At 33.4% G+C, this 22661-nt stretch carries 20 protein-coding genes and 1 riboswitch; of the genes, 7 read left to right on the top strand and 13 right to left on the bottom strand.

Going from position 1 to position 22661, the window contains the following annotated elements; all coding sequences use genetic code 11:
* Positions 1-44: 44 nt before the first annotated feature.
* Positions 45-242, bottom strand: a complete 198-nt coding sequence (locus BUB96_RS04390) for a hypothetical protein (RefSeq protein ID WP_073297034.1) — start codon at positions 240-242, stop codon at positions 45-47.
* A 497-nt stretch (positions 243-739) separates the two neighbouring features.
* Here BUB96_RS04390 and BUB96_RS04385 point away from each other — a divergent pair, with 497 nt between their 5' ends.
* A complete protein-coding gene (locus BUB96_RS04385) occupies positions 740-2314 on the top strand; it encodes an AcpB/EbpR/MafR family transcriptional regulator (RefSeq protein ID WP_073297031.1) in 1575 nt (524 codons plus the stop codon).
* Between the two features lie 226 nt (positions 2315-2540).
* Positions 2541-4022, top strand: a complete 1482-nt coding sequence (locus tag BUB96_RS04380) for an AcpB/EbpR/MafR family transcriptional regulator (RefSeq protein WP_073297028.1) — start codon at positions 2541-2543, stop codon at positions 4020-4022.
* Between the two features lie 67 nt (positions 4023-4089).
* Here BUB96_RS04380 and BUB96_RS04375 read toward each other — a convergent pair whose 3' ends face one another.
* The 7 genes from BUB96_RS04375 to BUB96_RS04345 form a co-directional block, all read right to left on the bottom strand.
* Positions 4090-5106 carry a hypothetical protein gene (locus BUB96_RS04375; RefSeq protein ID WP_073297025.1) on the bottom strand — a complete coding sequence of 339 codons (1017 nt, stop codon included), beginning with the start codon at positions 5104-5106 and terminating at the stop codon, positions 4090-4092.
* Positions 5107-5251: 145 nt separating this feature from the next.
* Positions 5252-6493, bottom strand: a complete 1242-nt coding sequence (locus BUB96_RS04370; protein WP_073297021.1) for a carboxylate--amine ligase — start codon at positions 6491-6493, stop codon at positions 5252-5254.
* A gap of 202 nt (positions 6494-6695) precedes the next feature.
* Positions 6696-8120: a Mur ligase family protein gene (locus BUB96_RS04365; protein WP_268761851.1), complete on the bottom strand. Its 1425-nt coding sequence runs from the start codon at positions 8118-8120 to the stop codon at positions 6696-6698.
* A 117-nt stretch (positions 8121-8237) separates the two neighbouring features.
* Positions 8238-8939, bottom strand: coding sequence for a cysteate racemase (gene cuyB, locus BUB96_RS04360; RefSeq protein ID WP_073297014.1), 702 nt, complete (start codon positions 8937-8939; stop codon positions 8238-8240).
* A 34-nt stretch (positions 8940-8973) separates the two neighbouring features.
* Positions 8974-10185 (bottom strand): carboxylate--amine ligase, encoded by a 1212-nt coding sequence (locus BUB96_RS04355; RefSeq protein WP_073297011.1) that lies wholly within the window; start codon positions 10183-10185, stop codon positions 8974-8976.
* Positions 10186-10361: 176 nt separating this feature from the next.
* Positions 10362-11027 carry an HAD family hydrolase gene (locus BUB96_RS04350; protein ID WP_073297008.1) on the bottom strand — a complete coding sequence of 222 codons (666 nt, stop codon included), beginning with the start codon at positions 11025-11027 and terminating at the stop codon, positions 10362-10364.
* A gap of 83 nt (positions 11028-11110) precedes the next feature.
* Positions 11111-11872: a tyrosine-protein phosphatase gene (locus BUB96_RS04345; protein WP_073297005.1), complete on the bottom strand. Its 762-nt coding sequence runs from the start codon at positions 11870-11872 to the stop codon at positions 11111-11113.
* A 265-nt stretch (positions 11873-12137) separates the two neighbouring features.
* On the opposite strand from BUB96_RS04345, the gene BUB96_RS04340 reads away from it, so the two are divergent.
* Genes BUB96_RS04340 through BUB96_RS04320 form a run of 5 tightly spaced genes read left to right on the top strand, consistent with a single transcriptional unit; the run spans position 12138 to position 15859 of the window.
* Positions 12138-12536, top strand: a complete 399-nt coding sequence (locus BUB96_RS04340) for a GntR family transcriptional regulator (RefSeq protein WP_073297002.1) — start codon at positions 12138-12140, stop codon at positions 12534-12536.
* Positions 12529-13263, top strand: coding sequence for an ATP-binding cassette domain-containing protein (locus tag BUB96_RS04335; protein ID WP_073296999.1), 735 nt, complete (start codon positions 12529-12531; stop codon positions 13261-13263). The genes BUB96_RS04340 and BUB96_RS04335 overlap by 8 nt, the downstream gene beginning before the upstream one ends.
* A 13-nt stretch (positions 13264-13276) precedes the next feature.
* Positions 13277-14095 (top strand): hypothetical protein, encoded by an 819-nt coding sequence (locus BUB96_RS04330; RefSeq protein ID WP_073296995.1) that lies wholly within the window; start codon positions 13277-13279, stop codon positions 14093-14095.
* Between the two features lie 11 nt (positions 14096-14106).
* On the top strand, positions 14107-15318 hold the full coding sequence (locus BUB96_RS04325) for a hypothetical protein (protein WP_073296992.1): 1212 nt from the start codon (positions 14107-14109) through the stop codon (positions 15316-15318).
* A gap of 28 nt (positions 15319-15346) precedes the next feature.
* Positions 15347-15859: a VanZ family protein gene (locus BUB96_RS04320; RefSeq protein WP_073296988.1), complete on the top strand. Its 513-nt coding sequence runs from the start codon at positions 15347-15349 to the stop codon at positions 15857-15859.
* Between the two features lie 138 nt (positions 15860-15997).
* On the opposite strand, the gene mgtA is transcribed toward BUB96_RS04320, so the two are convergent.
* From mgtA to BUB96_RS04295, 5 genes are all read right to left on the bottom strand, one after another.
* Positions 15998-18643 (bottom strand): magnesium-translocating P-type ATPase, encoded by a 2646-nt coding sequence (gene mgtA / locus BUB96_RS04315; RefSeq protein ID WP_073296985.1) that lies wholly within the window; start codon positions 18641-18643, stop codon positions 15998-16000.
* A gap of 270 nt (positions 18644-18913) precedes the next feature.
* Positions 18914-19081: riboswitch (M-box (ykoK) riboswitch) on the bottom strand.
* A 78-nt stretch (positions 19082-19159) separates the two neighbouring features.
* A complete protein-coding gene (locus tag BUB96_RS04310; RefSeq protein WP_073296982.1) occupies positions 19160-19927 on the bottom strand; it encodes a YibE/F family protein in 768 nt (255 codons plus the stop codon).
* Positions 19924-21042, bottom strand: a complete 1119-nt coding sequence (locus tag BUB96_RS04305) for a YibE/F family protein (RefSeq protein WP_073296978.1) — start codon at positions 21040-21042, stop codon at positions 19924-19926. The genes BUB96_RS04310 and BUB96_RS04305 overlap by 4 nt, the downstream gene beginning before the upstream one ends.
* A 120-nt stretch (positions 21043-21162) precedes the next feature.
* Positions 21163-21582, bottom strand: coding sequence for a hypothetical protein (locus BUB96_RS04300; protein ID WP_073296975.1), 420 nt, complete (start codon positions 21580-21582; stop codon positions 21163-21165).
* 180 nt (positions 21583-21762) lie between these two features.
* Positions 21763-22647, bottom strand: coding sequence for an acetamidase/formamidase family protein (locus tag BUB96_RS04295; protein ID WP_073296972.1), 885 nt, complete (start codon positions 22645-22647; stop codon positions 21763-21765).
* Positions 22648-22661: the final 14 nt, after the last annotated feature.

Genomic DNA, 22661 nt, shown 5'->3' with positions numbered 1-22661 from the left:
TCTCCTTAAATCTTATGAATTATATTTTTCTTGAGTTCTTTCTTTTAACCATTCAATGCTTCATCTAAAATGACATCGGCCACTTTTCGAATCGTTGTTCGATCATAGAATGCCTTCTCACGCAGCAATTCGTATAAATCACTGCTGATGCGAATAGGCGTTGTGTCAGAATTCCTACTTTTTTTCTTATCTCTATCTGCGAGTATTTGCTTTTTTTGCTTGTCTATATTCTTAACATTCATCTCGATCTCCTTTTCTATTATTGATCAGCCTTGATTTAGAAGTGTGTATCTTTTTGATATAAAGAATTTAGATAAATATTATTAAAAATATTATAATATACAACATTGTTTGTGAATTTCCTTTTATGTAAAGCTCAGGGCAGAAAATGAAATTCGAATAAAACTAGACGGGGGGTTTTTCCGATGTTAATAGACTAAAAAACGACTTATTTTATGAAAGTCTACTTGTAACACTACATTTTACTTTTCTCGACTAATGCCTATATAGAGCCATTCTACCTAAACAATGCCATTCCTTTCTTGTCTCAATTTACCTTGACAAGTGTAAATAATGATTTAACACCGACAAGCCTTGACAACATAGGTTTTGAGGAACCTTTTTTTCACCTTTCTTTTTTTGCCTTTACGAGTGCAAAAAATACATAATTGTGCTAACATATACGTATAAATACAACTCAATGGATATTAACTTTTTTAAGGAGAATGCGAGGGATTATATGTGGAATTTAATATCTACAAAAGAACGAAGTAAGATGGAAATGTTAGAAATGTTTTACGCAACCAATCATCCAATCACAATTGATACACTAAGCAAACAAACTAAATCTTCCTCCCGGTCCGTAAAAAATTATTTAAAAGAATTAAGAGAAACAATGGAAGAAATTGGTGGAGAATTTCAGTCGTCTTCAGAAGGAGTGAACTTTAAAATCCCCACGAATATAGGGATTGATTATTTTCAAAAGCAATTATTCAAACAATCCTTAGGTTTTATGTTGCTTGAAAAGGTCTTTTTCGATGAGACCCTCACCAATCAACAACTCATCAATGAATTATTTATCAGTCAATCCACTTTAAATCGCTTAGCAGACACGATTAACACTGCCCTTGAGCCATATGGTTTAAAGCTAGAAACTTCCCCTTACAAAGTCACTGGGGAAGAATATTTAATTCGTAACTTTTATACTTCTTACTTTATTGAAGCCTATACTTCGAATGAATGGCCCTTTGAAAACATACATAAAAAACTCATTGACGAAATATTTCCCCCAGCGTCAGATTATTATCAGTCAACTTCTAAGGTTATGAGCTATCCTCATTTCAGATTTCACTTTGCGGTCGATCTCGTTCGAAATTTGCAAGGGTATTCAGTAGAATTTCCTTTGTCAGAACACGACTCTGTGTCTGCTCTTTCTGACAAGGTAAAGACAGAAATTAAAAAGAAAATAGCAAATTTTTCTTTTGACAATCTTCTAGAAGAAAAAATCTATATTGACGTCCTTGTCATTTATCATTTAAAAATTTTAACGCCCATTGTAAACGAGCAATTACCAAAAGATGACCCGTTGTTAAAGCAATTAAACGAAATCAAAGAAATGATTGATTTCTTGACAGAGCATTTTGAATTGGCTGTAGAAGACCAAACCAATTTAATCGTTGAAATTGATAAAGCACTGCTATTCTTTTCTCAAAGTGCAAAAAATCATCAACCTAAAATGTTTATTCTTTTTCCTCCACGTGACTATTCTTTAGTGGATCATTATCAAAAAAAGTACACAGCTTTTTATGATATAGCCCTTCAACACATGATTCTTTTATGTAAAAATAGAGGGTTTTATCCAACAGAATATACACTTAATTATTTAATTTATATATTAATTTCAAAATGGTCAGGGTTAACTAAGCAGCTTTTTAGCCGATATAATGCTATTACCGTGAAAGTTTATAGTCATTTAAACTTAAGACATGCTCAGAATATTGCCGAATCATTAAGTTCTGATTTACCAGAATCGCTTGAGGTGAGTGTATTAGAGGAACCAATCGTAAACGAAGAAGTGCTTTCAAAGCTTGATTTTGACATTCTTGTGACTACACAAACTTTAATTCTGGATATTGAACAACCCATTATTTTTATGTATAGGAGTCGTTCAAGTTATCAATATGATGATCTCCAGCGCCTCATCAGAAAAGCAGCAAAACAAAAAGAAAAAGCCACACGAGAAAAGTTCATTAAAAAACATCAACTTTATATTACAAGAGAAGAGACTTTAAAAAATAGAAAGCCACTTAAATAGACATTCCGTCTAAATAAGGGGGCTTACTTTATCCTTTATTTTCATTTATGCACATGTCGGGGCAGATTCTGAATCTTAAATGTATATATTTTTTGTATAATAGAATTATATAAAATTTTACTTTGATAACTTAATTATTTAAATGGTATTTCGATTAATAAAGAAAGAGATTTATATTTTTTAGTGTGGAATCTATTTTAAACATTTAGAAATAAGGTGATGCTTGATGAGACACTTGCTAAATCAAACGGAAAACAGACAATTGCTTCTAGCGGAAATATTACAAGACAAAGATGATTGGATAACGCTTTCAGAATTGTCAAAAATATTAGATTGCTCTGTCCGAGTCCTTAAGGATGATCTCGCACACTTTAAGAATAATTTTACTGAACTTGCTATCGAGACTTCAAACAATGGTATTCGTCTCAATAAAATAAACAACACAGGCCTCAAAAGTTTTTATCAACATATTTTACATCATTCTACAGCCTATAATTTACTGGAAATTATCTTTTTAGAAGAGCATATTTCAGTAGTTGATTTAATTGAAAGATTATATGTTAGCTCCTCAACCATTTACCGGCTCATCGATCAAATTAACGAGGTTTTGGAAGAAAGAAACTTTAAAATTGAAACAAATCCCTGCAGAATTGTTGGTTCTGAAAGTGACATTCGTTACTTCTTTTATAACTTTTTTCATGAGAAATATTCTGGACTCGAATGGCCCTATCCAAACCTTGATGAAAATGGATTAGACCTATTTTTAAATTTTTTTATCAAATTTACACATATGGATGCGGACTTTGCTTATTACAATATATTTAAAACTGTCTCAGCAGTGAATTTAATTCGGTATAAACAAGGGCATTTTGTGAATATCTCCAATATTCATGTTAATTTCGATGAAATTATTCCTGATTTAACAGTATATCAAGAAACTTTTTCTTATTTTGAGGAAACGAATCAAGTGAAAGTCGACAACATGTTAATTCAGCAAATATTTACCCCCTACATTAGCGAGGAATTTTCATTGAATTATGAACGGTTAATTGAAAAAACAAAGACCCAACAAAAGCTTTCGACGGAAGTGGCTTTTTTAGATGACATGCTGGAGGATTTATCTAAAACACATCAACTTTCGCTTAATAACAAGGAAACGGTCCTTCTAAACATTATGAATGCTGCATATTTAGAGTATAAAGAACCCCGTTCAGGATATATTCTACACAATCATAACCTAGAATTCGCTTCAAAAATCGAGTCTGAATTTCCTTTTTTTTATAAGAATTTATATCAAGCAACAAAAAATTATCGTCAGCTCATAGGAAAACCACTAATCGATGATGGAATCTTTTTTATGATGTATACCATTTTTATATTCTGGGAAGATTTATTACCGGAACTTCGAAGAAAATTTGACAAAATCAAGATTTTAGTAATTAGTGATCAGCATGTTTCTCATTCAAAAACAATCAAAGATATTATTGAATATGAATTTAATGAACAAATTGTTGTTGAAGTTTTTAATGAAATGAAGTTAGATTCTGTTGTCTTTAAGACTCTCCCTCACGATATTATTGTTGCTAATTTTCCCCTCCCTGTTTTAGAAAATTGTCGAACGGTTTATGTGGAAAATCTTCCAACTTTCTTTGACCTTTCAAAAATTAGAAAACAAGTGGATGATATTATATTAGAACGAATGCCCTAATATCATTCAAAAAAAGATGTAGAACATAAGGATTAGTCCTTGTGCTTTACATCTTTTTTATAAATTATCATTCTTCATTCGGGGGATCTTCTGGTTCATTGTCTGATCCTTCAGGGTCTGATTCCTCTAGACTAGAATCCGGGTCTTCAGCTTCTACCTCATCTGTCGTATCTTCGTTTGATGAGTTAGACGATTGATCACCGCCTTGCGAAGTTGTTCCACCACCAGATGAATTAGTTGGGGGTCTCCAGGTATTTGTATTCCCTGTACTCCCTGAACTATTCCCAGTTCCAGATGGATTAGGCTGCCATTCCGTCTGCTCAGACTGTTCAGAGGCTTGCTCTAATTCTTCAGCTTCTTCAAGCTCTTGTTGCGCAGTGGCTTCTTCAGCTAAAGCTTCTTCTAAGGCCAGTGCCTCTTCAGTTTCTATTAAAGCCACATTCACCATTTCTGCTCGAGTCATAAGTTCTTCTCGTACTTCTTCATTTTTTATTTTTTGAATAAGCTCAAGAGCTTCTTCTTCATTCTCTCGAGTTACATCGACACGTACAAAATCTTCTTCAAATAAATCATCAATAAAGGATATAGCAGTCTCAATATCATTGACCTGTTCTTTTGCATCCTCCAAAGACATCCAATTTCGGTTATAATAAACTACTTTTTCTTGAAATTTTCCAACTTGTTCTTCTAAATTGACCACTTCTTCCAAAGTAAGATCCTTTTCAATAATTCCTTTTTCGATGAATAAAGCTTCTACATCCGCCTGAAGGCCAACCATTACTTTAGCTGCAAGGTATTCCTCTTCTGCATTTTTTAAACGCTGTTGGTTTTCTGAGCGATACTCTTTGCCTTTTAATTCCTCTAAATCTTCTTGGATAGTTTGAAGCTGATCCGTTGATAAGTCCTTTGAAAGATCGCTTTTTTCCTCATTATATAAACCAGCGACTTGTTTTTCAATATTTTCTATCTCATATGCTTCAAATTCCAGGTACTTTTCACTTTGTTTTTGTCTAAAAAAGTAAACAGCTGATAGGCCAACAAGTAAAAGAGCAACTAAAAACACATAAAACTTCTTTCCTTTCAAACTCTATCTCCTCCGTTCTATGATTTTTCATTATTCTACTCAATCATACCTTATTTTTATACATTTTTGTATGTCATTCTAGAAATTAGCTTCCCCACTAAAAATACACCTTCTACAGTTTTTCTGCAGAAAGTGTATTGTTCACTTAATCTTTTAGTGGGTTATTTTTATATTTTCTAAAGTAATTGGTCTGGCGTAATGTCATAAATATTCTTCGCTTTAGTCCTTTATCTGCTTTATAAAAAATAGGACTATTATATTTTCCTCTTGAGATTAGATCTTTCACTTCTTCTTTAATTAAAGGATCTTTTGTATAATTTTTTATAACTGCTTTTGGGATAACAGCAAATAGATTCTCGCCTCCTACATAATCAAATTCTTTTTCTTTATGATAAATAACATCATCTACAATAATTTTTGCAATATTATAACCACATTGCGTTAAATAATAACTTGAGCGACCTTGACGAATATTTACTTCAAAGACTTTGAATTTCCCATCACGTTCATCATATTTTAAATCAAAATTCGCAAAACCTTTGTAACCAATTTGATTCATAAAATGAGCAAGTTTATCCATAATTATTTTGTGGCTTTCTTTTTTCTTGTCGCGCACAATCAATGCAGTATAATTTCCAACACCTGTTGTTGTCGGCTCTTGTAAGACAACCTGTCCTAACGAAACAAGTTGAGGCTTTCCATTTCGATTACCATAATAAACCGAATCCCACATTGCTGTATCTTCACCAGGTATATAATCTTGAATAATCAATTCATCTTGATAACCACTTGCTTTAATTTTATTAATTACATTATGAAGCTCTTCATAGTTTTCAATTAAGTATACTTTTTGCATTCCTTCAAATGGATTTTCATAATATTGAATACCATTACTTGGTTTTACCACTAATGGGAAGGGAACCTCTTCATCAAAAGGCTCTTCGCTCAAACATGAATAATAGAAGGTGAGAGGCGCATTTAGGCCATATCGGGCACACAATTGATAAAAATTCTTTTTCAAAAATAATTGGGGAACCCACTCTTTATCAATATTACTGAATTTAAAAGTTGTAGATAAAGCTTCCGCATTATTGATAATAAACGTTACATATTCATCATTTGTTCCAATAAGCAGTAAATTTTCGTATTTAGAATGATATTTTTTTGCTAATTCTTTTAGATATCCTACAAAAAATTCTTCATCATCAATACGATCTGTATAATAAAATTCTGAAATAATTGTACTTCCTTCTGTAAAGGGAAGTGGTGCTCTTCCAACAACAACAGGCTTTATCCCATACTCTTCATGGAATGAAATAGCCATTGTATAAGTATTTAAATCTGTTCCAATTAAGATAGGTAGAAACGTTTCTTTGCTGTTAACCATTTCTTTAATATTCCTTTCAAAATATTTCATTATTGAAATTATTTTTTATATTTCTTATTCAAAATACCAATTACACTACTTTAGCATAAATAAAGTAGTTTGATAAATTATTTCAGACCTTTTTGAAAAATAAACGGCTTTTCAGAGATTTATTTGTATCTTATCTCTAAAAAGCCATTTATATTCTAAATTTTCATTACTTTTACTCTAAGTGTGTATTATATTCTTCAATACATTCTTTTATAATTTTTTCATCTGATTTGATAGGAACTTCTTTATCGCCAATTTTCATTGTTTCTTCATGGCCTTTACCGATAACAAGAATCAATGATTTTTCTTCTACATCTTTAAAAGCTGTTTGAATCGCTTCTTCTCGATTTTCAATATATGTAAAAGGTGTTCCTTCTCCTTCTACAAAATGAGAAATTTCTTTTGAAATGTCTTCTACTTTTTCTAACCCTGGATCGTCCATCGTAATATATACAAAATCAGAATATCTTCCACCAACTGTTCCTAGTTCTTTACGACGTCCAAGAGCTTTCCCACCCGGTGCACCAAAAATGGAGACTATTTTATAATCTGGATGAGCTTCTTTCATTCCTGTAATTAATCGTTCAAAACTCAAACGATTATGCGCAAAATCGGCAATAGCAATAATTTTTTTATCCGCTGAGGACAAAATTCGCATCCGTCCAGGAACATTTACTCCCCTCAAAACTTCGACTGCATAATCGACTGGAATCCCTAGAAGATCTGCTGCAGCAACTGCAGCCAGTGCATTCTCCACATTATAGTCACCTAGCATAGCTAAAGCAAAAGTCTCATCTATCATTTTTGAGTGAATCTTAAAATTACTTTCTAACTCTACTGTTTCTAAATCATAAGCATAATAATCAGCTTCTGCTGAATTTAGACCGAAAGAATAGAAACGTTCTGCATCCTTTGCCTTTTCAAAAATATACTCTGCTTCTTGTGTATTCAAATTAACAATTAAATCTTTTGTTTGTCCAAACATTTTAGCTTTTGATTGTATATAATCCTCAAAATTCGGATGTTCAATCGGGCTAATATGGTCTTCATCAATATTTAAAAAGATGCCCACATCAAATCTAATTCGATCTGTACGATGATATTTTAAAGCCTGACTCGATACCTCAACTACAATATATTCTAACCCTGCTTCTACGGCTTCTGCTAAATGAGATTGTAGATCAAGGGCTTCGGGAGTCGTATTTTTCGCTTCTTCTTCATTTTTTCCACCGTAATTTGTGATAGAAGAAATAAGACCTGCAGGAGATTTTCCTTGTGCTTTCAGATAAGTATCAAGGATTGCTTTTACAAAATAACTCGTTGTTGTTTTTCCTTTTGTACCGCCTACTCCTACGATTTTTAATTTTTCTTGAGGATTGTTATAAAATATCTCAGCTAATAAAGGAATAGCAATACGAATATCAGAAACAATAACATGAGGAATCGTTTCATCTAAATCATATTTCTTTTCAGATATGTAGCCGATTGCTCCACGTTCAATGGCTTCTTTTAAATACTCAACCTTAAAATGCGCACCTTTACAAATAAATAATGTACCAGGTACTACTTTTTTTGAATTTTGTTCTAAATGAAGAATTGTTTGATCTTCGATACCAAATAGCTCTTGTTTAGTGAATAAATTTGCTAATTTTAATTTTTCTATATAATAACTTAGATTATAGTATGTTAGTTTATTAATTTTTTACACATCTTTCTACTGATAAATTCCATTGGATCGGATAATCGATTCCTTTACTAAAACATCCATCGCATCCAAACAATTATCATATATTTTATTTGTTTTTTTAAATACAGATAATTCCGTACAAGCTAAAATGACAACATCACTACCCGCTTCTATTAAATCATTATAAGCTTTTTGAAATTTTCTATAATCTCCAGGCTGTCCTTTTTTAATATCATCATAAATTAAAGACATAATTTCTTTTTGATTTGCTTCAGAAGGTGCTACAGCTTCTATTCCTAACGCTTCGCATTCTCTGTGGTACACTTCTGATTGAATGGTTCCATTCGTTGCTAGGATTCCTATTTTTCGAACATTTTTAAAGTGATTTAAAGCATATTCAATCGTTTTCCGCACCATGTGAATAATAGGAATTGTAAGTTCTTTTTGAGTAGCGTCATATAGGTAATGCGAAGTATTACATGGTATCGCAATGTTATCGACACCTAACTCTTCAAGTAATTGAGCATCTTTAATAAAAGCATGTAATAATTCTTCAATATCTCCAGACAAAATAGCATGTGTGCGATCAGGTAACGTAGCATGATTTAAAATAATTGTATCAATATGGTCTTGATCTCTATCGGCTTGTGTATGAGCAACGAGTTCTTCAAAAAAGTAACTTGTTGCTTCCGGGCCCATTCCTCCAATGACACCTAATTTCTTTTTCATTGCCAGCACCTTTTTCTATATTTTAATCTTATGGTTATCTATAATATTTTTTAAATTTATGATAGTGACTGAGTGTTGCTTTAATCATCCGTAATCTGCGATAAAATGCGTTGTCGGGTTTATAGAATAAAGGATTTACTTCTTTTCCTTCATTCATTAATTGTTTGAGTTTTTTCACATTTTCTTCTTGCTTTACATATCTAAGTGCTACCCTGTCCGGAACAACGGTCCATAGATAGGGGTCTTTTGATAGCTCTAAGTCCATTTGCTTATTATAAATATAATCTTCGACTAAATAACGAGCCACATTAAAACCTGAAGCTGTCACATAATAATTACTACGTCCTTGTCTTGTATTAATCTCGAAAAACTTATATTTCCCATCTCGATAGTCATACTTAATATCGAAATTAGAGAAGCCCACGTAGTGAATATTTTCTAAAAATTCACGCGCTTGTTTCATCAGCTCTTCATTCCGCTCCGTAATGATCACTGCATGGTTTCCTTTTCCGAGCGGGGTATGTTCTTCAAGTAAGACATTTCCCAAACACATCATCACAACTTTTCCTGATTGATCAGAGTAGGAGGTCAAAACATACATATACTCGTCATTTCCAGGAATCATATCTTGTACAATAAGCTTTTCAGGATAACCTGAGTTATAAATTTTTTTAATGATTTCATTTAATTCTTCGCGGTTATCTATAATATAAACTTTTTCTTGCCCTTCAAAAGGATATTCCCAATAATGAATACTCTCAGATGATTTTAAAATCACTGGATATTCAAAAGGCACGTCAAAATCTAAGCCCATTTCTCTAGATATTAACAAAGTATCGGGATAATCGACACCAACTTCTTCACATAATTCATAAAAATAATCTTTCTTCTGTAAATTATTCATTAATTCATGAGGAATAAAAGGAGCAATTACATTATCAGGAAGTTGAGAGTGTTTGTTTGTAATCATATTAATATAGTTATCGCCTGCTCCAAGTAAAATAATTTTTTTATCTTGGTATTTTTTTGAAAGTTGCTCGATTATTTTTAAAAAGGTCTCTGTTTGGTCAATATGGACATCTTCAATATAGTCAATCATTAAACTCCCATTACTAGGACCCGATTGATATTTCCCAATCACGACGGATTTTATCTGATATTCCTCATAAAATGCTCGTGCTACACTATAAGTATTAATGTCACTTCCTAAAATAACAGGTATAAATTCTCTCTCTTTAAATTGCATAAGTATCCTTCCTACTATCTACTCTTTAATTTATGAACTATTGCAAAAAAGATACAGCTTCTTTTGCAATAGTTCATTTTCTAAAACAATTATACTCTAATTTTCTTTAAAATAAAGGCCTTGCATTCTATCCATCGAATTATCTGTGGAATATCGCTTTACAAAAGAGAGAAAATTTATTGAATGTACTTTTCTAAAAAATCTCTAAAATTTTCAATCTCAGCTTTATAAGTATAGTCCTTGTGGTTAAATAAGGTGCGTTGCTCTTCTGAATAAACCATTACAAAAACCTCACCAATATTTGCTCGATTGGCTGCTTGCACCCCAGCTGTTGCATCTTCAATCACAACACAATCTTTGGGATCTAACCCTAGGCTCTCTGCTGCTTTTTGGTAAATCGTCGGATCTGGTTTTCCTGGAAACGTTCCATCGTCATACACAATTTCTTCAGGCGTAAACCAGCTATCCAATTTAAAATAATCAAAATAAAAATCAATATTTATTTTTGGACTAGCTGTCGCGATCGTAAAAGGAATATCTTTTTCGACTAATTGATCAAGGAGTTTTTCTGTTCCCGCCACATAGCCCAGTTTTTCTTCGCGTACTAAACGGTGATACTCTTTTTCTTTTTCATCAGACAATACCTGAAGTTCTTTATCCGTAACCTCACCAATAAAATGACGAATAATTTGATCATTTGTTCGTCCATGAATATAATCGATAATTTCTTGTTCTGTGACTGAATCGTTATGCTTTTGTATCATTTCGACCCAGGCTTTTTCATGCAGATGCGCATCAAAAACCATCGTCCCATTAAAATCAAAAATAATCCCTTTAACCATTTCTACACCTTTTCTTTCTAAAGTTTCTTCTTCATTCTAGCAAAAAAGAACAGAAAGACAAACGACTAAAAACATTAAGATTTTTATTTTAGTAATAAATGGCGTAAGTCTTTTTGCGTGGTTGATGAAATTTGGAGCTGTGTGGAGATGAAGTCTTGAATGGTTCCAAACTCATCATTTACTGTTCGGTAAAAAGTATCTAAGTAATCTGTTTCAACATTCAAAGCTACCCTAAACGCTGCAATTGATTTTGTTTTTAGTCCATTTGCTTGAGCGAGTTGAACCAATTCGTTATTTTCCTTCACTCTTAACGCATTCGTAGCCATATAATCTGTATAAATAACATCTCTTGATACATTTAAGATTTCGAGAAGTAAAGCCGCTGAAACACCTGTACGATCTTTTCCAGCAAAACAATGAAACAAAACACTGTTATTAGAAGAAATTGTAGAAAAAGTTTCTTCAATCATTTGTGTAAAGCCTTCTTGGGCCTCTTTATTTGTTGCCATTGTATAGTACGTATGGTTCATATATTCATGAGCTTGTTCGACTGTTGGCATTTCTTTAAAGTCATCCAACCCTGTCCCTTCATTCTTTTCATTTTTGAAAATATCAATATGTCGGTACTCCGTATTCTCAAACGTTATATCCGGACGTTCAGCAACCTCTGCTTCTGAACGCAAATCAATAATTTTACCTAATTCATAAACTTCTAACAGTTCCGTTTGTTCTTTGATGGCTACACGAGATAATTCTCCCGATCGCAAAAGCTTTTTGGATAAAATCATTTGGCCTTCTTTATTTTGAATACCGCCTAAATCTCTAAAATTTGTGATAGTTTCCATCGTTTATTCCTCTCAATCTTTAATATTAGACACTCTGTACCTACCATTTTACCTGAAACGATCGTTCCTTTTCATGTTTTATGAAGGCAACACATCGGTAAATTTATTATTTATTATATTTTCACTATTGACAGCCGTGTGTATTAACAATATAATACACTCTGAATCAGTATTCTTTTTTAAAAAAAGACGAATTTTTTTACCTATAGTGTACCAACTAGTTAATACAGATTTAATCCTATACTTTAAATGAAAGGAGCTTCTTATGACTCAAGTCAATTTTAATAGTCGAGATCCGATTTATTTGCAAGTCATTGATCATTTCCGAGAACGACTTGTTGGAGATGAGCTTGTATTAGGCGCAGAATTACCTTCGCGTAGGCAAATTGCCCGACAGTTAGGAATTAATCCAAATACCGTTCAGCGAGCTTTTAGTGAAATGGAAGAACAAAAATGGATTTACACTGAACCTAATCGACCCAGTCGTGTTACCGAAAATCCAGCGACGATTCAAAAGTTAAAGAAAGAGTTTGTTGAAGAGGCTGTGAAAGAGTTTGTAGCCTCAATTCAAACCATTGATATTACTTACGAAGAAGTTTCGGAACTGATTGCCAATGAAATCAAAAAACAAAGCACAAAAAATGGAGGGACCCAAGATGATTGAAGTAAAAGATGTCTATAAAAAATATGGCAAGAAAAAAGTTTTAAATGGAATCAATTTTACAATTCCTAAGGGGAAGATTAGTAGTCTAATCGGTATAAACGGTGCAGGTAAGACAACCATTCTAAATCATATTATGAATTTGCTTCCTGTAACCAGTGGAGAAATATTAATTGACGGTGAAAAATTTTCTCCCAAAGATTATGAGAAACTTTCTTTCATTCCAGATGCGGCAATTATGCTACCAGAAATGAAAATTAGAGAAGCGATGGATTTTATGCAGGAATTTTACGATACGTGGAATGAAGAACGCGCTCAAGAGATTTTAACTTTCTTTCGGTTGAATGAAAAGGATAAAATTAACACCTTATCTAAAGGAAACGTCGCAAAAGTTAATCTTTTATTAGGACTTTCACTAGATGTTGACTACGTTTTAATGGATGAACCCTTTTCTGGGATTGATATTTTTACTAGAGAGCAGATTGCTGAGGTTTTTACTTCTTATTTAGTCGAAGATAAAGGAGTTTTAATTACAACTCATGAAATCCATGAGATTGAATTTCTTGTTGATCGAGTCATTTTGATGGATGAAGGCATTGTTTTACGGGAGTTTAATGTTGAAGAGGTTCGTGAAAATGAAGGACGCTCTATTGTCGATATTATGCGTGAAGTGTATATGCCTTATGCGGATGAATTAAACCATCACCAGCCGAATCGTTTAGGTAAATAGAAAGGAGTCTATAATGAAAAAATTTATAAGTTTATTGAGTTTTGAAATGAATCGCTTTTTAAAATTTCTTGTTCCAACTTTATTAGTTACGGCTGTTGTGCAAATTTTTGTAACTATTTTTTCTTCATTAAAATATAATAATGAATTAGAGAAGATTATTGCTCAAGGAGAACAACTGGAAACTATCCCTAACTTTTCGCTTCAAGATATAACTGGAAATGGAATATATCAACTATCAATTATGCTAATTGTTCTTGTATTTGTATTCTATAGTTTCTTTATCTGGTATCGTGAATGGCTAGGAAAAAATACGTTTATTTACCGTTTATTAATGCTTCCTACAAACCGAACATATCTCCTTTTAACAAAATCATTGGTTTTTTTAATTGGGGGACTATTAGCTTTTTCTTTCCAGTTTGGTTTATATTTTATAGAATTAAAAATTGCTGAATGGCTAGTGATGGATGGTCATTATACTTTATTAAATATACATAATGTACAACCCTTGTATGATCTTGTTCAAAGTTTGTTATTTCCAACCACTCTCTTTCAGTTTATTTCCAGATATAGTTTTGCTTTTGCAGCACTTATGTCACTGTTTGTGGGAATTATTATTGAAAGAAGCTTCGGTCTTAAAGGGCTAATCATTGGAGCTAGTTATTTTATTGGTTTTTTTGTGCTTTATGCTTTATTAGATAGCCTCCTTTATAGCGCTTCATTTATATTAAGGCCTAGTCAAGAAGCTATTATTATGATGGTGTATCAGTTTTTAGTGATTGGTATAAGTACTTTTATCAGTCACCTATTACTTAAAAATAAAATTAAGATTTAAGGGGGAAAAAAATGCATAAGAAAAAATTACTCATCAGTTCTCTTATTGCCGTGTTTGGAATCATTATTTACTTTGTCAGTATTCCTACGATTAATGAAGAAGATCTCGTAAAGTTAACGGTTGAAGCTGGAGATGAAAAATTATTAGATGATGTATACTTTAATGGTTATCTTTATGATTATAGTCTTTTTCATTGGGACAGCTATGAAGGAGTTACAGCAAATGAAACCTTGCCTTATTTGGAAGGACTTGATGCGGCAGAAGATCAGTCTTTAAGAATTTTACAAAAAGATTATCCTGATTTTATTAATCCTTTACTTTATGATACGAATATTAATCTATATTATGTTTTAAACAGTGGAAATAGATTGCTTTCAGGATATTTTGAAAATTATGAGGACAATTATTATGTTGATGCTTCAACGGTTCATTTAAATATATTAAATAAAGAAACCAATGAAGAAATAAGTGAAAAAGTTGAACGTGAAAATTATCCAGAAGGTGATCAAGTAGACATTGTAGGCTTGTATGAAGAATATCCAGTCGTAAAAATTCTCTATACGACAACTAGTTGGAATTCAGAATATTCTGTTGAAAAAAGTAACTTAAGTGTTGGCGAGTATAATCTAGAAACGAAGAATTACAAAGAAACTTCTCTTCTGAATGACAATGGAAATTTTTACGATTATAGCTCAAACTTTTACAAAGCAAAAAATAATAAAATTCAAATCATTAATTACTATCCATATAACGTTTACGATGAACCCGAAGAAACCAATGGATCAAATGGCCCTACTTCTTATTTGTATCATTTCGTTGAGGATACCTTTATTCCTTTAAAAGACTCGATGGCAAAATATTTTATCGGGAACGATAACCAAGTTTTTTCTTTGACAAATGAAGGAGAAGAACTTATTTTACGACAATACAATCAAACGGGAGAAAAAGTAGAGCAAGAAACTGTACTAGATAATGAATTCCCAATAAGTTTATATGAAGAAGATCAGTACCCTATAGTAGAAGTTATCAACGATCGATTATTTATTGCTCAAAGTGCTACAGATGAAATATCTGATCAAAAGATTCTTCCAACAGATTTACAAGTTTTCGATCTTCATTCTGGTGAGAGTCTATTAACCGGAAAAATCGATTATGATACAGCTTCAGAAGTGAATGCTTTAGAAGGATATATTGATTCAATAGGTAAGATGAGTGACTTTTAATAAATAAATAATGGTAAGAGGTGGGCTTTTGAAAACATCGAACGAAACACAAAAGAAGATTACAAAAATTTTATTTATTGTGTATCTGCTTGTGCTTATTTGGATTATTTTATTTAAGATGTCTTTTTCGATTCAAGATCTTCCTAGGTTTAGGGGAATTAATCTAATTCCGTTTAAGGGAACAGCTATTGTGAACAATACATTGGATTATAGTGAAATATTGAATAACATTTTGATCTTTGTTCCTTTTGGGCTTTACTTAAGTATGTTAAAACCCCATGAAACTTTTTTGAAGAAGATTACTCCTATTGCTATAGTGAGTTTATTGTTTGAATCTATTCAATATATTTTTGCTATTGGAGGAACAGACATTACAGATTTTATTGGGAATACTCTTGGAGGTATTATTGGGATCACCATTTATTTTATCGCTCGTAAAGTTTTAAAAAAACAAACGATTAAAATAATAAATATCCTTGCAACTATTGGTACATTTGGAATATTAGCCCTTTTATTAATACTTATCCTTACGAATCTCTAATTAAATAAAAAAGCTATCCTTTTTATCATGTTTTTTATAAATAGCCTTCATTCTGGTGAGAATCTATCAACAATAAAAAAGTCCATTTCTCCCGTGTTCAAACGGAGAAATTGGACTTTTTTACTTACTCTTATTTGATTATAGTAGTTCACCATAACGGTTCACATAGATTTTTTTAACCACTTGGACCAGCACAAGATAGGCAATCACTGTAACAGCTAATATCCACCAGAAACTACCTGGAAGAGGAGCTAAACCTAAAGCTGTCCCTAAGGCTGTATAAGGGGCCACTGAACCAATAATAATTCCTATCACTGTGATAGTGGTCATGATGAAAGATGGGTAACTTTCAACAAACGGAATTTTCGGTGTTCTTAAAGCGTACAAGACCAATGTTTGTGTCCAAAGTGAAACAATAAACCAACCCGATTGGAAAATGGATAGGAAAACGCCTTGTTGTTCCACACCTAATGAATGGTAGCTTCCACCTGCTAGCTGTGGTGCTACAAAGAAAAACATAATCAAAAAGGTTGTTACATCAAAGATGGAACTTGTTGGACCAAACCAAACCATGAATTTTCGAATACTTGCCGCTTCCCATTTCTTAGGTTCATAAAGATATTCTTTATCCATATTGTCCCATGGAATAGACATGGAAGAGATCTCATAAATCAATCCTAAGAAAAGCAATTGAATAGGTAACATCGGTAAAAATGGTAAGAAAATACTCGCAATTAAAACAGAAAACACATTTCCAAAATTGGAACTCGTTGTTGCTTTAATATACTTCATTGTATTCCCAAAAACTTTTCGTCCCGCTAAAATTCCTTTTTCAAGAATCATTAAATCTTTTTCCAACAAGATGAGATCGGCGGATTCTTTAGCGATATCTACCGCATTATCGACAGAAATTCCTACGTCAGAGGCTCTTAAAGCAGGAGAGTCATTGATGCCATCTCCTAAAAATCCGACTACATGCCCATTCTCTCTTAGGATACCGACTAATTTTGATTTTTGAGTCGGATTTAGTTTTACAAATAAATTGTGGTCTTCAACGATTTTGCTTAATTCTTCATCCGTTTTATTTGTTAATTGATCCCCTGAGATAATGTGATCTGTAGGAATACCTACTTTGTCTGCTACAGCTACAGTGACTAATTCATTATCACCTGTCATAATTTTAACATCTACAGCGTGGTCATTTAGAGCTTGGATGGCTTCTTTTGTAGATTCTTTGGGTGGATCTAGGAAAGCTAAGTAGCCAATCAGAACCATTTCAGCTTCGTCTTTTACAGAGAATTCATCTACTGGACTTGGATTCGTTTTTTGAGCGACTCCTAAAACACGTAAACCTTGTTCATTTAATTCGTTGACTTGAGCCAAAACATGTTCCCGCTCTTCATCCGTTAGTTCATGAACTTTTCCACCGTAGTCTACATAAGAAGAGACAGCCACCATTTCTTCAATCGCGCCTTTGGTAATCATTTGGGTCTTACCCGTCTCATCTTCTACCACGACACTCAAACGGCGACGTTCAAAGTCAAAGGGAATTTCATCCACTTTTGTGTAGTTATATTGTTTTAAATCAAGTTCTTCTTTACTCGCATTGATAATCGCTTCATCCATGAGGTTGCCTAATCCTGTTTGATAGTAGCTGTTAAGATATGCATGGCGTAAAACACGATCACTATGGTCTCCGTCAATATCTAAATGGTACTGGAGTACGATATTATCTTGAGTTAATGTTCCCGTTTTGTCTGTGACTAAAACATCAATCGCACCAAAGTTTTGAATTCCGTGTAGATTTCGCACAATTGTTCCTTGCTTGGCCATATCGTTGGCCCCTTTGACTAAGTTCGTTGTCACAATCATTGGCAACATTTCAGGTGTTAAACCAACCGCAATGGAAATCCCAAAGAGTAAGGCTTGTAGCCAGTCCCCTTTTGTAAGACCATTAATCAAGACAACGACAACGGCCATAATTACCATAAAACGAATTAGTAATAAAGACGTATTTTCAATCCCGATATCGAAACTTGTTTTTGGAGGTTCCAAAGCAAATTCATCTGCAATGCTTCCGAATAAAGTGTTATTTCCAGTGCGGACTACAATCCCGGTCGCACTTCCACTAACCACTTCACTTCCTGTGAAGGCCAAGGTTTCATAATCTGTCTCGCTCGTTACATCCGTTACTTCGGTTTGGGCTCTTTTTTCTACTGGATAGCTTTCTCCAGTTAGAGACGTTTGAGAGATAAATAAATCTTTAGTTTGTGTCAAACGAATATCCGCCGGAATCATATCTCCCGCTTTTAGGCGAACGATATCTCCAATGACAATATCTTCTGTTCTAATTTCTCTAAATTCGCCTTCTCGCTTCACCGCAGAAGTTACTTCCACCATGGACTCCAATTGTTCAACAGATCGATTGGAGCGAATGGTTTGAATAAAGGTCATTGTCCCGCTCAGTAGAACCAACACGACAATAATAAGTGCACTCAGAATTTCTCGCTCTCCGGCAGGTACAAAAACATAATCAGTTAAGAATGAAATAAAGGCTAAACCAAATAACACTAAAGTAAACGGAGTAAAGTAAGCTTCTACAATGATGCGCCATACCGATTTTTCTGTTCCATAATCGATTTCATTGTCTCCGAATTCTTCTCTTACTTGTTCTGCTTTTTCTGTACTGTGTCCTTCTTCATTTGCATCGAATAATTTCCAAATTTCTTTGAGTGGCTTACTGGCCAATTCAAAGGAATCAAGTTCTAGAATATTTTTAATCATTTTCTTTCCTTCCTTTCTCTTCCTTTCCTTCCATGACAAAGCAAAATAAATCAGCCACCAAGTTCTCTTGAAAGGATACATAGAAAGAATTTGATCACTCGATTAATTCTTTTAATTGCTAAAGTAAAATGCACCTTTTTACCATTTTGATACCTCCTCATTTTAATCATTAAAACAAAGACCTGTAAGCAATATAAAAAGCCCCCACTATAAGACAGTGAGAGCTCAGTTTTAAAATTCCACATAAATAAATATATACCTATAGTATACTTCATGACTTTTTCGTGGAGTTTCAGCACTATACAACGTAAACATACCTGTTAGCTACGTTAAAAAATTCCTTATATCGGAAATTCCTGTTATACCCATTGGCGTCTCTGGACGTTCCTGGGCAGTAGCCTGTGTTTGTATAGGAGCCTCTGCCTAACAAATCATATTGAGTTTTTATCTTGTTCCGTCTATTACTGTATCATGAACAAAAATAAATGTCGAGTATTTATTTAAGAAAGTAATTATTTAAATTTTATCCCTTCCTCTAACTAAATAAAGGGCACTTATCCACGAAGTAATAGGAATAACAAGAGCGATACCAATACCTGCACAAAATATTGTAATCATCTCTGCGCTAAAAATTTTGGAATTAATAATTTGGCTAAAAGAATAGGAAAGATCTTTAAACCATAAGAATAATGCCAGATAACCACCAATAAAAGCAAAAAATAACGTATTCGTGTTAGATCCTAAAATATCTTTTCCAATCGTTAATCCAGAAATAAATAATTCTTTTCTGTTGATTGAAGGATGTCTCTGAAAGATTTCTTGCATCGGTGAAGTGATTGAAATGGCTACATCAATGATAGCTCCAATTGTACTCAAAATGATAACAGCTGTTGCAATTTTAATAAAGTCTACTCCTAGATGCAGAGAGTACACATCAATAAGCTCATCAATCTCTTCTCCACCAAACCCTTGAATCATTGCTTTTTCTGTGAGGGTATAAATAATAAAAAGTAATATTGTAATCGTAATGACTGTAGCAATAAATGCTGCAATTGTTTTACTGTTCACTTCATTAATAAAAAATAAATTAATACAGCTTATAGCTACACCTGCAACTATCGCTAGTAGGTTTGGATTGGCTTGTGGAAGTGTCATTTCAAGTATGATAACCCATAATACTCCAAAATTAAGGAACAACGAAATAAACGATTTTGCCCCTTTCTTTCCACCAATCAGTACCATCAGTAAACATAAGATAATCGCTAATAACACTAAAACATTCATAATTTTTCCCTCTTTCGATTAATGAGAAAGATAGTCGTATATATCCCAATGGGTATTGTAATCACGATTCCAATACCTCCAGAAAGTGCACGAGCAATTTCCAATGAAAGATTGAGAGACAAGGCATATCCTAATGGAGAGGCATTTTTAAAATATACGATAAGAATAGGTATAGAACCACTTATATAAGCAAAAAACAGAATGTTTGTCATCGTGCCCATAATATCTTTTCCGATATTAAGCCCAGATTCTTTAAGGGAATTATTAGATATATGATGGTCTCTTTGATAGAGTTCGTATAAGGCAGATGAAATAGAAATAGCGACATCCATTACTGCACCTAACGAGCCAACGAATAGTCCTGCTAGAAATACGAGCTGATAAGGCCTTGTTAAAAAGGACATTTCTTCATAATAAAGACCTTTTCCAGATGTAGCCCAAATAGCTAAATAGGTAATTAGCATGGAAATAAACGTTCCAAGAACTGTTGTTATAATAGCTGCATATGTTTTTGCATTACGTCCATTCACAAGCAATAATGACGATACTGTAAACAAAACAACTGTGATACCAATAATCCATAACAAATTTAAACCCGTGTTCACATAAATATCTAGCGCCCATGATAATAAAAGCATATTTATTGCTAAACTGATAGCCGCAAAAAAACCTTGTCTTCTTCCAACAAGAAGTAAGGAAAAGATAAAAATCCACATCGCAATGACGATGTATTTATCTCTTTTTACATCGATTATATCTCCAGCTAGTGATGGGCCATCTTTGTTAGTATATATAAAGAGTTCATTACCACTTTTATATTCAAAGTCATATGCCCCAGAAGATGAATACTCATTAACTAAATGAACATGTTTTCCTTTTTCTTCACCATTTTTGATTTCTGCAACTATCTCCTGGACGAAAAGTGTGTCTTTGTTTCCATATTGATCTTCTGTTTCAGTTGTTTCAGTTACAACTGTTTCAATCACTTTAGCGATTGGCTGTTCATAAAACGGATGATTGTTATAAACAAAAAAGAGAGAAAATATAAAACACATCCCAATAATTATGTAGAAAATAGTATGTTTATCAATCATCGCTTTCAATTTACCAATCATAAAAGTCCTCCAACTTTTGATCTCATTACCCCCTCTTATTGACAATAAGTCAAGGTAACAACGTTTTATTTAAGAGACAAGAAAGTAGTCATTTTGAATTTTCTTAAAATACTTATATTCTCATATTAAGTAAGCAATATGAATCGCATAGACCGCCATACTCCAAAATTCCGTGAATCTTCCAAACGTTGGATTCACTGCCACGGCATCTTCAAGTTTCTTAGCTTTACGAATTCGTCGCCATTGAAGACCATACTCAAGAACTAAGAAAAGAATAAGTGTTAAGGCTAGAATAAAAGGAACTCGTTGCCCATAAAAATAAATCGCTGAAAGAACGATATAAGGAACATTTAATAAAATCCCAAATCTTATAAAGCGGAACAAAAAATCTTTTTGCTCTTGAAGGCCTCTTCTTCCTAGAAAAACAAGCGTATCTTCAAAATTATCCTTATTTTCTTCATTTACTTCCTCTATATTTCCAAGCATATACGCATTCATTAGCCCAGAAATCCCCGCTAAAATCAACAACAATACTCTCATACATCCATCTCTCTTTTCTTTTTCTCGATTGCATTCTTACCTATAGTCTACCGGACATTCCCACTAATTGAAATACGATTCTGACATTGGTCTTTACCCGCCTTCAAAAATAATCAGGACACTCTTTGTATCACAAAGCAAGAGCATCCTGACGGTTCATTCTTCATCATTTTATGGGGGTTATTTTTTGGAATGGAGCACTTCTTTTTTGACTTCGACGCGCATGGTTTTATTCGGATTGACTACTTGAGAAACTTTTAAATCTCCCGCTAGAGATAAAAACATCCCGGCTTGGTTGAAAGTGAGATCTGTTTTACTTCTCAGCACATCGACCATGTTATTAATCGCGACTTGACTGGCTTCTTCCATGGTTTCTCGGGAGGCGAGAGTGGCGTATACTTCCTCTGTTTCCACAAAAGGTAGGGGTAAAGAGGAATCTTTCAGAACTTCGACGGTCACTTCAACTTCACCAGCAACTTCTAACCCTGATCCCATAATCTCGCCATCGCCCATGGATGAATGCATGTCACCCATGGCTAATAAGGCTCCATCCACGTTGACAGGTAGATATAAAGTAGCTCCTTCAGTTAATAAAGTGGTGTCTAAGTTCCCGCCGTGATCATGTGGCGTTCCCGTGTTGACCCCTTCTCCTGCAGGTGCGGTACCAATTACACCAACCATTTTTGTTAGGGGGATATTAAAGCCTTTGTAAAGCGTTCCCTCTTTTTTGACTTCTCCCATAACGGTCTCTTCTTTTTCAATCCCATCCGCTAACATTCCTAAACCTGGTGCGGTCAGGACGGAACCTTTGTTGGCAATCTTCATTCGATTCAGGCTAACTTTCAAAGTATCTCCTGGCTCTGCTCCTTGGACATATAATGGACCGGTTGCCGGATTCACGGTTGAAAAATCAATATCGCTGACCGTATCCTTTTCTGATTGAACATCTCCTGAAAAGCAATCTTGCGTTTCAAAAACGACTGTAGCGCCACTTTCAACGGTTAATACCGGCTTATTCTCTTTATTCATCTCATAAATGACCTGTTCTCGACTAATTCGCTCCATTTATATGCCTTCTT

The organism is Atopostipes suicloacalis DSM 15692 (genome assembly GCF_900129085.1).
Lineage (GTDB): Bacteria > Bacillota > Bacilli > Lactobacillales > Carnobacteriaceae_A > Atopostipes > Atopostipes suicloacalis.
Note: the sequence above shows the minus strand (reverse complement) of the source record. Positions and strands in the feature narration are given on the sequence as shown.

Coding starts and splice junctions, on each gene's coding strand:
- BUB96_RS04390 (WP_073297034.1), bottom strand. CDS start 242: ATGAATGTTAAGAATATAGACAAGCAAAAAAAGCAAATACTCGCAGAT.
- BUB96_RS04385 (WP_073297031.1), top strand. CDS start 740: ATGTGGAATTTAATATCTACAAAAGAACGAAGTAAGATGGAAATGTTA.
- BUB96_RS04380 (WP_073297028.1), top strand. CDS start 2,541: ATGAGACACTTGCTAAATCAAACGGAAAACAGACAATTGCTTCTAGCG.
- BUB96_RS04370 (WP_073297021.1), bottom strand. CDS start 6,493: ATGGTTAACAGCAAAGAAACGTTTCTACCTATCTTAATTGGAACAGAT.
- cuyB (WP_073297014.1), bottom strand. CDS start 8,939: ATGAAAAAGAAATTAGGTGTCATTGGAGGAATGGGCCCGGAAGCAACA.
- BUB96_RS04355 (WP_073297011.1), bottom strand. CDS start 10,185: ATGCAATTTAAAGAGAGAGAATTTATACCTGTTATTTTAGGAAGTGAC.
- BUB96_RS04350 (WP_073297008.1), bottom strand. CDS start 11,027: ATGGTTAAAGGGATTATTTTTGATTTTAATGGGACGATGGTTTTTGAT.
- BUB96_RS04345 (WP_073297005.1), bottom strand. CDS start 11,872: ATGGAAACTATCACAAATTTTAGAGATTTAGGCGGTATTCAAAATAAA.
- BUB96_RS04340 (WP_073297002.1), top strand. CDS start 12,138: ATGACTCAAGTCAATTTTAATAGTCGAGATCCGATTTATTTGCAAGTC.
- BUB96_RS04335 (WP_073296999.1), top strand. CDS start 12,529: ATGATTGAAGTAAAAGATGTCTATAAAAAATATGGCAAGAAAAAAGTT.
- BUB96_RS04330 (WP_073296995.1), top strand. CDS start 13,277: ATGAAAAAATTTATAAGTTTATTGAGTTTTGAAATGAATCGCTTTTTA.
- BUB96_RS04325 (WP_073296992.1), top strand. CDS start 14,107: ATGCATAAGAAAAAATTACTCATCAGTTCTCTTATTGCCGTGTTTGGA.
- mgtA (WP_073296985.1), bottom strand. CDS start 18,643: ATGATTAAAAATATTCTAGAACTTGATTCCTTTGAATTGGCCAGTAAG.
- BUB96_RS04310 (WP_073296982.1), bottom strand. CDS start 19,927: ATGAATGTTTTAGTGTTATTAGCGATTATCTTATGTTTACTGATGGTA.
- BUB96_RS04305 (WP_073296978.1), bottom strand. CDS start 21,042: ATGATTGGTAAATTGAAAGCGATGATTGATAAACATACTATTTTCTAC.
- BUB96_RS04300 (WP_073296975.1), bottom strand. CDS start 21,582: ATGAGAGTATTGTTGTTGATTTTAGCGGGGATTTCTGGGCTAATGAAT.
- BUB96_RS04295 (WP_073296972.1), bottom strand. CDS start 22,647: ATGGAGCGAATTAGTCGAGAACAGGTCATTTATGAGATGAATAAAGAG.